The sequence below is a fragment of the Exiguobacterium sp. BG5(2022) genome, from assembly GCF_031844365.1.
Taxonomy (GTDB): domain Bacteria; phylum Bacillota; class Bacilli; order Exiguobacteriales; family Exiguobacteriaceae; genus Exiguobacterium; species Exiguobacterium profundum.
In genome coordinates, this window is the sequence record NZ_JAUZVB010000001.1 from 843880 (window position 1) to 857205 (window position 13326).

Consider the following 13326-nt stretch of genomic DNA (forward strand, 5'->3'; position numbering starts at 1 on the left):
AAAAGGACCTGCTGTTCAAACCTTCCGTTTATCTTTTATACACTCTTCCCATTCGCATATCGAGTGAAATTGTCGAGAATCGCCTGCCAGCCTTGTCGTTGCATTTCAACCGGATTCATCGACTCCGCATCAAACACCTCGACCACCTTCGTCTGATCCCCTTCAGAAGTAAATGAAATTCTGACTCTCCGTTCATCCTCAAGGCGATACTGAATGAGCTCATTTACTTCAACTTCCTCATATACCCCTTCAAAATCAAAGCCCATGCTCTGATCTTTTGCTTCCATCCGACTACGAAACTTCCCGCCGACCCGTAAGTCGTTCTCCGCCTCAATTGTGTGCCAATCGTCAGACGCATGATTCCATTGTTTGATATGTTCAGGTTCTGTCCAGAATTTCCAGACTGTGTCGATTGGTGCATCGACGAGCGTTGATATCGTCACGACATTTGAATCCATGATTCGTTTCCCCTTTATTCTACAATTTTTGATCAATCACGAATGCGCTGCCCGTCCTATATGACGAACGCAATATGAGATTACTTCCCCATCAATCACATCTTCTCCTGCTCTCATTTCAACGATTGAAAGATACTTAAAACAAAAACCTTGAATGGCACTCAAAATCGAGTTCATTCAAGGTTCTTTTCATTTCATAATTGAAGCTTAACTCTTGGCAATCCCAAGCATAAATCCAGCGACGACAATCAACCCGATTCCCATGAAAACAAAGACGCGTTCTTTTGTCGTCTTCTCTTCTTTCAAGAGATAGATCCCACCAAGTGTCGCCACGACGACGTTCAATTGGGATAAGGCGAACGAAGTCGCAATCCCCACTTCTCCGCTTGAAACGAAAAGTCCGAAGTTCCCGATTCCCCAGGCGATCCCCGCCAAGATGTTTTTGAATGTGCGAGGATCAAGTTTCTTGACGTCCTTTTCACGAAGACTGAACAGAAGTGCCGCGATGAACATCCCGACGGATTGTGGAAGAATCGCGGTGATTCCTTCGACTTCAAAATAGTTCGTCAAGACGGCATATGTGACGTAACCAATACTCGAAACGAATAGGACGAGTAAACCCTTTTTCAACGCACCGGCACTGTCCTGATCTTTTTTCTGTTGGTATGAAGTCATAGTCGCTCCGATGATAATCAAGACGAGCGCTGAAAACCCTAACCATAGCTCCGTCGATGTCTGCCAGTCCCCGAGTACGATGACCCCAAAGAGAGACGTCCCAACGAGTTGCATCCCTGTGCTGATTGGCATCGCTTTGGAGACGCTTAAGATTTGGAACGATTGGAACTGCAAATATTGACCGAGCGCCCAGAACGCCCCTGAGATAAATCCGGTCACGATGGCGAGTGTCGTGAACTCCGGTCGGAAGACGAGGGCAATCACTGTTGCCATGATCATCGCCCCGATGGTCGTTCCGATTAACTGCTGAATCGGTTTTCCTCCTACTTTCGACACGATGAGTGGAATACTTCCCCACATGAGTGCCGGTAAGAGTGCCAAAAGAATCATTTCCATGAAGCACACCTGCTTTCTTAATATAACGTCTAACATGAAATTCCCACGTCTCCAATTTTATAAACCTAAATTCAAAAAGGGAATTGCCATGTCGAATACTACGATGATATAATGATTTCGAACGGGGCATTAGCTCAGCTGGGAGAGCGCTACGCTGGCAGCGTAGAGGTCAGGGGTTCGAGCCCCCTATGCTCCATTAATTGGTCACATCTCGAATGAGGTGTGGCTTTTTTATTGGTATGGTGCGATTCAACCTCTTTCTGAACGGGTAATGATAGTTAGACTTTTTCATATAAGGGGGAATTTTGATGGAACGTACATCTGTAGAAGAAACATTGACGAGCGTGATCGAATGCATGCGCGCATGCAACCACTGCTTCTCAAAAAGTTTGCAAGAAGAGGATTTACACATGTTCACCGAATGCATCCGCCTGACTCGAGAATGCTCAGACATTTGTACTTTAGCTTTAAATGCCTTAGAAACAGATTCAGCCTTCTCAAAACCAATCGTTGCTTTATGCGCCCAAGTCTGTGATACGTGTGCGGTTGAATGCGGACGACATCAGCACGACCATTGTCAAGCCTGTGCCAAAGCATGTGAGCGTTGTGCGGAAGCTTGCCGAACACTTGTTGCCGCTTAAGCACGACATTCGTCTAACTTTCTGTTAGACTTTTTTTATTGCTTACGAAAGAAGGTAAACTATGAACCATACCATTCTCGCACTTGACGTGGAGACCGCTAACCGTGATAGTCGCAGCATCTGTTCTGTCGGATGGAGCATCCTTCAAAATGGTGATGTGGTCGAAACCGACCAGCGACTCGTCAATCCGGAGGAAGACTTTGATATGGGTAACATCCGCGTCCATGGCATTCGTCCGAGTGACGTGTGGGATGCACCGGCATTACCGGAAGTACTTTCCTCTCTTTACCCGATTTTACGGAAAGTGGACCTCGTCATCGCACATAACGCTTCATTTGACATGGGTGCCTTGAGAAAGGCGATTGTGAAATATGATCTATTCGATTTCCCTACAATCGAGTACGGTTGCACCGTCAAACTGTCACGTAAACTGTATCCAGGACTCCCGAACCATAAGTTGAACACGATGGCAGAACACTTGAACGTGCCGTTTATTCATCATGATGCTGCGGAAGATGCTCGCGTATGCGCGCTACTTATGCGAGACATGATGCAAAAAACCGGCATCATAAGCCCAAAAGAATTACATCGCTATACGTCCGTGAAAACAGGAACGCTCGCATATTAAACCGGTCATGAAATCATGACCGGTTATTTTTTGAAAATCCATCTCTTCTGGACATAATAACTGACGAAAAAGAGAAAACTATCGATGATTACTTTTAGGATGACCTCGCCTTGTCTGAGCAAGAGAAACAAGAGATAAACAAGGAGTGCTGAAACGACCATTTGAAGCACGACGAGACTAAAATATTTCGGAAGAGACCGCCGCGCCTTCGAATCGAAGACTACTTTTCGATTAACGAGATAATTGAAGAGAGAGGAAATGATTCGAGCGATGACCGTCGCGATGACGACGTGAGCCGTATCGAAGTATGGGGATAATAAATAAATAAAGAGCGCATACATCCCTACGTCGACAAGGAACGAGGCGACAGAGGATAACGAATACATCAAAAACATCCGATAAATTAAAATCGAGTCGAGAATCGGTCTAAAATGGGATGAATCATTTTCATTCTCATATACGGTCTGGATGGTCGTTTGTTGAATCGGGACCTGCAATCGTTTCGTGAACGTGAGCATATTCATCTCGAACTCATATCTATTTCCCGGAATGTCAATCAGTTGTCGCGCATATCGCATCGGGATGGCTCGAAGTCCCGTCTGCGTGTCTTTTAACTTCAGCCCGCTCCCAATCAACATCACGAGCCGTGTCGCCTGATTGCCGAATCGGCTCCGGAACGGAATCGCATCTCCGCTAAAATCTCGACATCCCATGATGAGATGATGTGGTTTATTCAACCCTTCCTCATAGACGTTGACGACATCTTGCGGCAAGTGCTGCCCGTCGGCATCGACCGTGATGACCCCCGTTTTATCCGGATATGTGTCCACCACATACCGTAACCCCGTCTTGATTGCTGCTCCCTTCCCTTGATTCTGTTCGTGCGTTAACACTTGGTCGACAAATGATGCAATCTTATCAAATGTGCCTACCGACGATTCGTCACTACCGTCATTGACCACAATGATGTTCGAAAACCCACTCGCCCTCAACTTCTCCACGAGTGTGACGAGTGCCTCATCAGGGTTATAGGCCGGAATCAAAATCGAATACGCTTGGCGTGTTTCCACTTCATGCATCTGCATCGCCACCCCTCCTTCAATTCCTCTATACCCGAAGCAATGAATTCGCATTCCCAATAAAAAAAACATCAGCCCTAAGGCTGATGCATGTACTCACCCGATAAAGATCAAGTAAGACGAAACGAAATAGACAACGACAACGAGTAACGAAGGAATCACATAACGTACCTTCGACGTGACATTTTGTCTTAGCACACTATACATGACGAGGATCGATAGGATGGTGATCCCGACCGCAGATACGAGGTGTGACGTCGAGACATCTGCGAGGATCGATCCATTCCGATAGAAGACATCTGACATGGCAATAATCAACATGTTGAAGATATTCGAGCCGAGAATCGAACCGAATGCCAAGTTGACATTACGTAGTTTGAGCGCCATGAACACAGCGACCGCTTCCGGGAGTGACGTCGATGCCGCAATCAAGAAGCTACCGACAAAACTAGAACCGAGTCCTGTGACAACGGCAATTTGATCACCTGTGATGGAAAGGGCTGTTCCTGCCGCCATGATTACGATTGCAGCGATGATGAATCCAAAGACCGCACGTTTCAGCGTGATCTCTTCATATTTGCCGACGACCACTTCTTCTTCGACTTCATGCTCCGCGACCGGCTCTGTCGGTTGTTTCCCGATATAGTAGATTCCGATACCGTATAGAATCGCAATCAAGAGCGCGTCGACTCCGATTCCGATAAACGTCATATCGACGCGAACGATCAAAGCAATCAACGTCGTGACGGTCAAGAGTAACCCAAGTCCGGCCGTGTACAGGTGGTCCCGACTCGCATAGTTGAACAATTGCTTCTGTCGGAAGTATAGGTCGAACATCGCTAAGATAAAGATATTGAATAGGTTACTTCCGAGCATGTTTCCGATGGCGATGTCTGGGTTGCCAATCATGACAGCCGATATACTCGTTGTCACTTCCGGGAGCGAAGTCGCTCCTGCCAATAACACCGTACCGACGAGCATCCCGCCCATTTTCGACTTTTCAGTCATGACGTCGGCGTACGTCGATAATTTGATTGCGGCGTAGACGGTGATGGCCGCAGCCAGTAAGAAATAAACAAATACCATTTTTTCTCCTCCTTGGGTAAACAAAAAAGACCTTTTTATGGACGACAAAAACGCCCATAAAAAGGTCTTGCGGACTTGTAAAAGCTCGATGGACCGAGTGCGCACGCACTGTAATGACGACCCATCGACCACGATTGTGGTCGCTACTCCCCTTTTTATCTTCCCTTTGACTATAGCATGAAGAGAACTAGTTGACAATCGAGCGACGTATGAGTGCGAGAAGTTCTTGTGGCTCGAGAGCCGTCCGATATGCGAGTTCTTGCATCCCCGCGAGCTTCTCAGGTGACAATGGCGTGGTCCAACCCGCTTCGTGAAGTCGCTGTCGGAAGCACACAATCTCTACTTCATCAATCGTATCTCGCCCGACAATCTCCTTTAACTCATATGCCGTTTGACATAGTGGTGCCGATTCTTGCAACCATTCGTCTTCGACGAAATGGGTCAGCATCGATTCAAGGAGCCTTGCCACTTTTCGATCTTTTGAATTTTTCTCGCCGTAAAACAATAGATGGAGTTCTTGTTCATACAAACCGATTAGGTCTGTCGAACTCCGAAACGGTTCAAATGCTGATAGTAATTCATGATAATACCATGATTGGTCTCGCAGCGGTCGTTTAAAACGTTGCCACACCTTCATCCCTTCCATCTCAAGATCATAACGGATGGAACGGAGATTATGTAGCTTATCCGCCACGAGAAGTGCGACTTCATCAAATTGAAGTGATTTCACCTGCTGAAGTGTCAGTCGTTTTCGTTGTTCCCACGACTCGTCACGATTTTTTTCCGAGACCGCGAGAACGAGCCTGTGCACGTCAGATCCGAATTTTGATAAGATTTCTTGTGGGTCCGTCTTCGTGTCCTCAATCAAATCATGGAGTAACCCTGCCGCCACGACCACCGGTGCTTGATGATCGGACTCAAGAAGCATGGCGACCGAGAATGGGTGTGACAAAAATGGTATGGATGAACCTTTTCGGAACTGTCCTCCGTGACGAATAGACGAAAAACGTAACGCCTCTTCTACGAGCGGGTTCATGTCGCCATCCTCCTTCTTCCGGATAAAAACTCTCCTATTCATTACCCGGAATTAGGTACATATAACCTAAAAACATCCCGAATTTAGGTATATGGTCACATTATTCTTCATAAATCATTTTTTTCGTCATTCCTCCATCTACGACAAGATTATGCCCGTTCACAAAACTGTTTTGACGATCGATCAAGTATCTCACAGCGCGGACGATATCTTCTGGTTCACCGACCCGGCCTGATGGATGTTGTTCATGATCAACCTCACGTAACGACTCATCAGACGTATGAATCCATCCTGGACTGATCGCATTCACCGTCACAGGGCGGTCGCCTAATGAGACGGCAAGTGAATGGGTCAAGCCGACGATGCCTCCTTTAGATGCACCATATGCATCCCAATGCGGTTCGTTCTGGAAAGCACGTGTCGAGGCCATGTTAACGATTCTTCCATATGACTCATCTTGATTCAGTTCTAAAAAGTATTTCGCACAACTAAATGTTCCGACTAAATTGACATCGATGACTCGTTTGAACGTGTCAATCTCAAGCTCATCAATCGGCTTGACCAGCGAAGCGATTCCTCCATTGTTGATCAATACATGGGCTCGACCAAATTCGTTGTGAATATCGTCAAAGACACGCTTAAGTTCAGACGTGTCTCCAAGGTCTACTTGATAAAAGCGTAATCCTTTAATGTCCGGGTCATCTCCAATGTCTAGCCCGATTACTTCATACTGATTTACGAAAGCTTGAGCAATCGCATAACCAATTCCTTGACTAGCTCCTGTTACAATCATTACGTCTTTCATCATTCATCCCTCCTAAAAGACTGTATACCCAAATCCCGATTAGTCGGACCATAGTTTTCGATTCGAAGTCGTGATCACACTCGCTCCCGCAGCAAGTGCCGCTTGGACTTCCTCCTTTGTTTCAATCAGCCCACCTGCGAAAACGGGTATCCCCGTCTTCTCCTTCACACGTTGAATATACTTCGGCACAATACCTGGTAAGACTTCGATATAGTCCGGTTTTGAACGTTCAATGTGTTTGATACTTTTCTCTAATGAGGTGGAATCAATTAAAAATAGACGCTGTACAGTGACCACATCATTTTGCTTTGCTTTGACGATGACGTTTCCTTTCGTCGAGATGATGCCGAACGGTTTGAACGTCTGGCAGACATACTCTGTCGCATACTCGTCCGCCTTCATACCTTGAATCAAATCCATATGAATGAAAACTTTTTTATCATGTTTCCCCAATAATCTGAAGATGGAGTCCAATCGACTCATATGAATCTCTAATAACACCCCTAATTCGAAATCACTCGATAAAAACCGCTCCAAATCCCGCATGTCCCGTATCGCCGGTAAGATGGATTGACCATTGATCATCAACTATTCCCCCTGTCTCCTTCTCATTATGCAGATAGCCGATTTTATAAATCAAGGTTTACTCATTCAATATATCGGGAAAATAAAATCAACTTGTGTAGAGGGGGATTTGAGTATGGTCAATGAAGTAACTGTAAAAGTCGAAACACCGACTCCAGAACAACATCAAGCGTTACGCGTGAAGGCAGGGATGCCACGACGTTCTGATCGAGGTACGGTGAAGGGGCTTCAAAATACACTGTATGGTATTTGTTTATACTTAGATGATGAGATTGTCGGAATGGGACGCGTCGTCGGTGACGGCGGGATGGTATTCCATTTAGTAGATATCGTCGTAGATCCGGAATGCCAAGGGCTTGGACTCGGAAAATTAATCATGGAGCATTTGATGGAATGGATCTTACAAGAAGCCGACGAGACGGCCATCATCAGCTTAATCGCTGATATTCCAGCCGATGGATTGTATCGACAGTTCGGTTTTGATTACTCACGACCTGAATCCGTCGGAATGGAGTATCAATGGAATCAAAGAGAAAGCTAATTGGGGTCGTGAGAGGAGATGACGTATGGATGGGTTAAACATCATCGTGTTGCTCGGATTGGCGCTCACCCTCATCTCTGTCCTCAGTCTCCTGATTGAACGATTATTCTTCCCAAGTATTTTAGCGTTTATCGCAATCGGGGTCGGGGTCGGGTTTTTCTGGGATGGGAATGAAGTTTTTAAAGTCGCGGGAGAGATTGGAATCATTCTGTTATTTTTCCTACTCGGTCTGAAGTTTCCACTACGTGAACTTTGGAAGCGCATGCGGAAAGTATGGAAGGCGGGAATACTCGATATCATTCTGTCATTCGGGGTATCGTTTGGGATTGCTTTAGCATTTGGTCTCGATTTCCCTCGCGCCTTTTTAATCGGGGCCGTCTTATATGCGACGAGCTCCTCCATCTCTGCGAAACTGCTTGAGCGGCATTCCGAAAAACATGAAGATATTAAAGAGTTTGTGCTCGCATTACTCATCTTTGAGGATATTTTTGCCCCTCTCCTATTGACGGTTGCCCCTTTCATCATTCAAGAAGAACCGGTTGCGATGTCCGATATCGGCAAAGTGTTCGCAGGATTTCTGATATTTGGCGTACTCTTGTTCATTGGTTCGAGCTTCGTATCCAAACAACAAAAGTTTTCGAAGCACTTGTTGCGACAAGATGATGCGAGTATCGGTCTGATCGGACTCATTCTCTTTTTCGCAGGGATTGGGATGGTGTTTGGATTATCTGAGATTTTAGGAGCATTCATCGCCGGGATCATGCTCGCAGATATCCACGACGTGAGACCGCTGAAACGTTTGACCGTACCCGTCCGAGATTTATTCTTGCCGATCTTTTTCATCTCGTTCGGTATCTCGATCAACCTCGAGAAAGGTGTCATCGTGAATACGCTCTTCTTCGTCTTGATTGTGTGGGGGGTATTATCAAAATGGATTGTCGGACGTGTCGGGGGCAGAATCTATGGCTTGACGCGTGTTCAAGCCAATGAAGCCGGGTTCTCACTCGCGCCACGTGGGGAGTTCTCTATTTTATTTACCGCCCTTTCGAACGGTGCCATCAACTTGTTTGTCGGTCTCTATATTTTTGTGTCAGCCATTGTCGGAATCATTCTGTTCCGTTTCTCAGAGTACTTGGCAGAAAAAACAGAGAAAACCCTCACGAAAGTCTTACCAGACGAGAAAAAAGAAGAATAAATTGGCGGACCCATATGCTGGGTCCGCCTACTTTGTGCATTAGTCTTTTGCTAGTTTGTTGTGCCGCTTTTTACGCCATACGATATAAATGATGACGCCGATGAACAGTAGCCCATAGATTGCATAAGAATAGGCATCGAGGTATGAGAGGATATCTTGCCAATTCTCACCGACTTTCATCCCGATAAGGATGAGAATGGTATTCCATAAGGCTGTTCCAGCCGTACTGAGCAGTAGAAATTTCATGAATGGCATGTTCGACATCCCTGCTGGAATCGAGATCAAGCTTCGGACGACCGGCATCAAACGTCCAAAGAAGACCATCCATCCCCCGTAGCGATCGAACCAGGCATCCGCCTTTTTTACATCATTCAGATCAAGTCGTAACCACTTTCCATATTTCTTCGTCCATTTTTCAATCTGCTCGACATCAAACAAGAGTCCAAGACCGTATAATAATACGGCTCCTAATATGGCACCGACCGTCGATGCCACGATGACGAGCGTGATGGACAAATTCGTCTTCACAGCAAAAAAACCACCAAAGAGTAAGACGACTTCAGAAGGGATCGGTGGAAACACATTCTCAATAAAAATCATGAATGCAATCCCTATGTAGCCGTACTGTTCAATCACAGAAATCATCCAGTCACTCATGTCGCTTCCTCCATTCTTCCCCTCTATACCCGTCCATTTTGATATATAATCGCAAAGACATGCTACACTCAAAGAAAGGAGCTGATTGAAATGGAAGAAACAGTACGGTGTCCTTGGTGCGGGACGGATCCATTGTACGTCCGTTACCATGACGAGGAATGGGGAAAGCCCGTTCACGATGATCAGAAGCATTTTGAATGTCTGACACTCGAAAGTGCGCAAGCAGGACTCAGTTGGATCACCATCTTAAGAAAACGTGAAAATTATCGATTGGCCTATGCCAACTTTGAGGTGCAGCAAGTTGCCAGCTTCACGGATGAGGATGTGGAAAGACTTCTCGGCGATAGCGGAATCGTGCGAAATCGACGAAAAATCGAGGCGTCGATCAATAATGCGAAACAGTTCATCAAACTACAGGAAGAGTTTGGCTCATTTGATTCGTACATCTGGTCATTCGTCAACGATGCACCGATCCTGAATACATGGAATCGTCTTGAAGATGTTCCTGCAACGACGGAACTTTCTGAACGATTGAGTAAAGACCTGAAACGACGCGGCTTTAAGTTTTTAGGACCGACAACGGTCTATGCCCACCTACAAGCGACGGGTCTCGTCAATGACCATCTCACCTCTTGCACGTTCCGCTAACTTAAGACCTGCTCTCAAAAATATCTTTACATTCCCCCTCTTGTTGTGACAATATTTTGACAAAGTGATACTCTATCACTGAAAGCGTTTTCATATTTTTTATCTTTCGGGGGGATGTTGATGAACGGAATTTTAGTGTCCATTGTCGTGTACATGGCACTGATGGTCTTGCTTGGGATCATCGCGTATCGGAGAACAAGCAGTATCGGAGATTACATGTTAGGTGGTCGGGCGCTTGGTCCCGGGGTCGCCGCCTTATCTGCCGGAGCATCAGACATGAGTGGATGGCTCTTAATGGGATTGCCTGGTGCAATGTATGCGTCAGGGATTTCAAGTGGCTGGATTGTCATCGGGTTGACGATCGGTGCCTATTTGAACTGGTTATTGGTCGCACCGAGATTACGCATTTATTCATACATATCGGATGATGCGATCACAATCCCAGACTTCTTTGAGAAGCGATTTAAAGACATAAAAGGTGTGTTGCGTTCATTTTCAGCTGCTGTCACGTTAATCTTTTTCACACTGTATGCGACAAGCGGATTCGTTGCCGGCGGTCGCCTATTCAATGCCGTCTTCGACATTGAATTTGTAACGGGAGTCGTCATTCTCGCTTCCATCATTATTCTGTACACTTTCATCGGTGGATTTTTAGCAGTAAGCTGGACAGATTTTGTTCAAGGATTGATCATGCTGTTTGCCCTTATTTTTGTACCTGCCATCGCCATTATGGCAACTGATGGTGTATCAAATGCTTTAGACACGGTACGAAATATTGATGAAGCGTTACTTGATCCGTGGACGGGGCAATCACTTATCGGAATCATTTCACTATTTGCGTGGGGGCTCGGCTATTTCGGCCAGCCACACATCATCGTCCGTTTTATGGCAATCGGAAAGCTCGAGGACATTAAGACGGCACGTCGAATCGGGATCTCATGGATGGTCTTCACCGTTGTCGGGGCGATGGCGACCGGATTATTCGGTCTCGCCTATTACACACAACAAGGCCTCACCATCGATAATCCGGAGAACGTTTTTATCAACCTATCTGACTTATTATTCCCGGATTTGGTGACTGGTGTATTGTTGGCTGCTCTTCTCGCCGCCATCATGTCGACCATCTCCTCTCAATTGCTCGTTTCGTCGAGTGCCGCGACGACAGACTTTTATCAGAAGTTCTTCCGTAAAGAAGCGGGAGACCGTGAACTCGTCATGGTCGGTCGGATTACGGTCATTCTCGTATCCGTCATATCGATTATTCTTGCACTCGATGCAGACGACACCATCTTAAACCTTGTCGGTTATGCTTGGGCAGGATTCGGTTCATCATTTGGTCCACTCATCTTGTTCAGTCTGTTTTGGAAGCGAACGACGCGTCAAGGTGCACTTGCTGGAATGTTGACGGGAGCCTTTGTCGTTATTCTATGGAAGAACTATGCCGCTTCTCTTTTCGGTACGTTTGGGACATTGTATGAAATGATTCCAGCATTCTTCTTGTCGGCGCTCGCCATCTATATCGTGAGTTTGATGACGCCGCCACCAAATGAGGTCATTCAACGTGAGTTTGACCAAATGCAAGACATGGTCAAGGAACATATCAAATAATTCTCATGACAGGTCAAAAATGACCTGTCTTTATTAATATATGCAGGATTTTTCTTGATTATCGACGAATTTTAGGATTATCGTACGAATCTGTCGTGAAAAGGAGAATCGGGATGAAACCAATCAAGATCGTCTCTCGCCTTACCTTCCTGTCTAGCTTTGTATTATTAATCGCCTGTGGTACGACTCCGGCAACCAATCAAGAAGTACCAGAAGAAGTCGAGGAACCGATTGTCGAGATACCTGAAGAAATGCCGCCTGCCGAACCCGAACCGATCGTCACAACGGCCTCCCTCTATGCAATCGGCGATATTCTTCTACATGATTCGGTATACAACGCAGCACGTACCGATGAAGGGTATGAATTTGATTCTGCATTCGACCAGATCTCTCCAATATTGAATCGTGCCGATCTATCAATTGCCAACCAAGAGAGCATGATTGGCGGGAGTGAAATCGGACTTTCGAGCTACCCGGCATTTAACAGTCCATATGAAATTGGTGATGCCCTACAACGGGCAGGAATCGATTTGGTCACGACAGCGAATAATCATACGCTCGACCGTGGCGTCCGAGCCATTGAAAATTCAATCGACCATTGGAATGCAATCGGAATGCCTTATACAGGCTCCTTCCTATCTGATGAGGACAAAGCGAATATTCGTACGTTGACGGCTAATGATATTTCTTTTTCCTTCCTCGCATACACTTACGGGACGAATGGAGTCGTGCCGAAGCAGCCTTATCACGTAAATTATATCGACCTTGCACAGATGCAACCAGAGATCGAGAAGGCGGAACAGTCGACTGACATGACGGTCGTCTCCCTCCATTTCGGTACGGAATATGAGCCGTTACCGAATAAGAGTCAAACTGAGCTCGCCCAATCGTTAGCAGATCTCGGAGTCGATATCATCATCGGTCACCACCCTCACGTGCTGCAACCTCCGACCATGCTAGAAGGAGTCAATGGCAATCAAACTTTTGTCATCTACTCGCTCGGTAATTTCCTTTCCGGACAACAAGGGGATGAGCGAAACACGGGGGGCATCATCGGGATTGATGTGGTCAAGACAATCGAAGATGACCAATCGACTATTGAATTGAAAAATCCGATGTTCTATCCAACCTTTACGCAAAAATCATCTGATGGACATTATGAGGTCGTCCCGTTAAAGGCTGCTCGTCCTGAACTTCTTTCCCCTGTTAGCGACCATATGTCGCAATGGTTACCCCAACTCAAAATCGAACAATGACGACCACGAAATCACTCGTGGTCTTTTTATTT

General features: G+C 46.1%; 15 protein-coding genes and 1 tRNA gene. 8 read left to right on the forward strand and 8 right to left on the reverse strand.

Annotated features, from left to right (window positions below):
• Positions 1–35: 35 nt before the first annotated feature.
• Together Q9R25_RS04365 and Q9R25_RS04370 are read right to left on the reverse strand one after the other, a co-directional pair.
• Complete coding sequence (locus tag Q9R25_RS04365; protein ID WP_214781271.1) at positions 36–458, reverse strand: SRPBCC family protein; 423 nt, start codon at positions 456–458, stop codon at positions 36–38.
• A 207-nt stretch (positions 459–665) separates the two neighbouring features.
• Positions 666–1529, reverse strand: coding sequence for a GRP family sugar transporter (locus tag Q9R25_RS04370; protein WP_078146990.1), 864 nt, complete (start codon positions 1527–1529; stop codon positions 666–668).
• A 123-nt stretch (positions 1530–1652) separates the two neighbouring features.
• Between Q9R25_RS04370 and Q9R25_RS04375 the strand changes: the two genes are divergently transcribed.
• The 3 genes from Q9R25_RS04375 (at position 1653) to Q9R25_RS04385 (ending at position 2798) form a co-directional block, all read left to right on the forward strand.
• Positions 1653–1725 (forward strand) — tRNA-Ala (locus Q9R25_RS04375).
• Between the two features lie 112 nt (positions 1726–1837).
• Positions 1838–2170: a four-helix bundle copper-binding protein gene (locus Q9R25_RS04380; RefSeq protein WP_012726406.1), complete on the forward strand. Its 333-nt coding sequence runs from the start codon at positions 1838–1840 to the stop codon at positions 2168–2170.
• 61 nt (positions 2171–2231) lie between these two features.
• A complete protein-coding gene (locus tag Q9R25_RS04385) occupies positions 2232–2798 on the forward strand; it encodes a 3'-5' exonuclease (protein WP_311282847.1) in 567 nt (188 codons plus the stop codon).
• Between the two features lie 23 nt (positions 2799–2821).
• Here Q9R25_RS04385 and Q9R25_RS04390 read toward each other — a convergent pair whose 3' ends face one another.
• The 5 genes from Q9R25_RS04390 to Q9R25_RS04410 form a co-directional block, all read right to left on the reverse strand.
• The gene (locus Q9R25_RS04390; protein ID WP_311282848.1) at positions 2822–3883 is read right to left on the reverse strand and encodes a glycosyltransferase; all 1062 of its coding nucleotides are present in this window, start codon (positions 3881–3883) and stop codon (positions 2822–2824) included.
• A 90-nt stretch (positions 3884–3973) separates the two neighbouring features.
• Positions 3974–4963 (reverse strand): sodium:calcium antiporter, encoded by a 990-nt coding sequence (locus Q9R25_RS04395; RefSeq protein ID WP_311282849.1) that lies wholly within the window; start codon positions 4961–4963, stop codon positions 3974–3976.
• A gap of 187 nt (positions 4964–5150) precedes the next feature.
• Positions 5151–5999, reverse strand: coding sequence for an HD domain-containing protein (locus tag Q9R25_RS04400; protein ID WP_196430795.1), 849 nt, complete (start codon positions 5997–5999; stop codon positions 5151–5153).
• A gap of 100 nt (positions 6000–6099) precedes the next feature.
• Entirely contained in the window at positions 6100–6804 is a 705-nt protein-coding gene (locus Q9R25_RS04405; RefSeq protein ID WP_311282850.1) for an SDR family NAD(P)-dependent oxidoreductase, read from the reverse strand.
• Positions 6805–6843: 39 nt separating this feature from the next.
• Positions 6844–7389: a glycerol-3-phosphate responsive antiterminator gene (locus Q9R25_RS04410; RefSeq protein WP_159562376.1), complete on the reverse strand. Its 546-nt coding sequence runs from the start codon at positions 7387–7389 to the stop codon at positions 6844–6846.
• Between the two features lie 115 nt (positions 7390–7504).
• Between Q9R25_RS04410 and Q9R25_RS04415 the strand changes: the two genes are divergently transcribed.
• Together Q9R25_RS04415 and Q9R25_RS04420 are read left to right on the forward strand one after the other, a co-directional pair.
• Complete coding sequence (locus tag Q9R25_RS04415; protein WP_159562377.1) at positions 7505–7930, forward strand: GNAT family N-acetyltransferase; 426 nt, start codon at positions 7505–7507, stop codon at positions 7928–7930.
• Positions 7931–7955: 25 nt separating this feature from the next.
• Positions 7956–9125 carry a cation:proton antiporter gene (locus tag Q9R25_RS04420; RefSeq protein ID WP_074036914.1) on the forward strand — a complete coding sequence of 390 codons (1170 nt, stop codon included), beginning with the start codon at positions 7956–7958 and terminating at the stop codon, positions 9123–9125.
• A gap of 39 nt (positions 9126–9164) precedes the next feature.
• Here the strand turns inward: Q9R25_RS04420 and Q9R25_RS04425 are convergent, their stop codons facing one another.
• Entirely contained in the window at positions 9165–9782 is a 618-nt protein-coding gene (locus Q9R25_RS04425; protein WP_159562378.1) for a DedA family protein, read from the reverse strand.
• A gap of 90 nt (positions 9783–9872) precedes the next feature.
• Here Q9R25_RS04425 and Q9R25_RS04430 point away from each other — a divergent pair, with 90 nt between their 5' ends.
• The 3 genes from Q9R25_RS04430 (at position 9873) to Q9R25_RS04440 (ending at position 13294) form a co-directional block, all read left to right on the forward strand.
• Complete coding sequence (locus tag Q9R25_RS04430) at positions 9873–10430, forward strand: DNA-3-methyladenine glycosylase I (protein ID WP_311282851.1); 558 nt, start codon at positions 9873–9875, stop codon at positions 10428–10430.
• A 120-nt stretch (positions 10431–10550) separates the two neighbouring features.
• Complete coding sequence (putP, locus tag Q9R25_RS04435) at positions 10551–12038, forward strand: sodium/proline symporter PutP (protein ID WP_311282852.1); 1488 nt, start codon at positions 10551–10553, stop codon at positions 12036–12038.
• A 113-nt stretch (positions 12039–12151) separates the two neighbouring features.
• The gene (locus tag Q9R25_RS04440) at positions 12152–13294 is read left to right on the forward strand and encodes a CapA family protein (protein ID WP_311282853.1); all 1143 of its coding nucleotides are present in this window, start codon (positions 12152–12154) and stop codon (positions 13292–13294) included.
• Positions 13295–13326 lie beyond the last annotated feature (32 nt).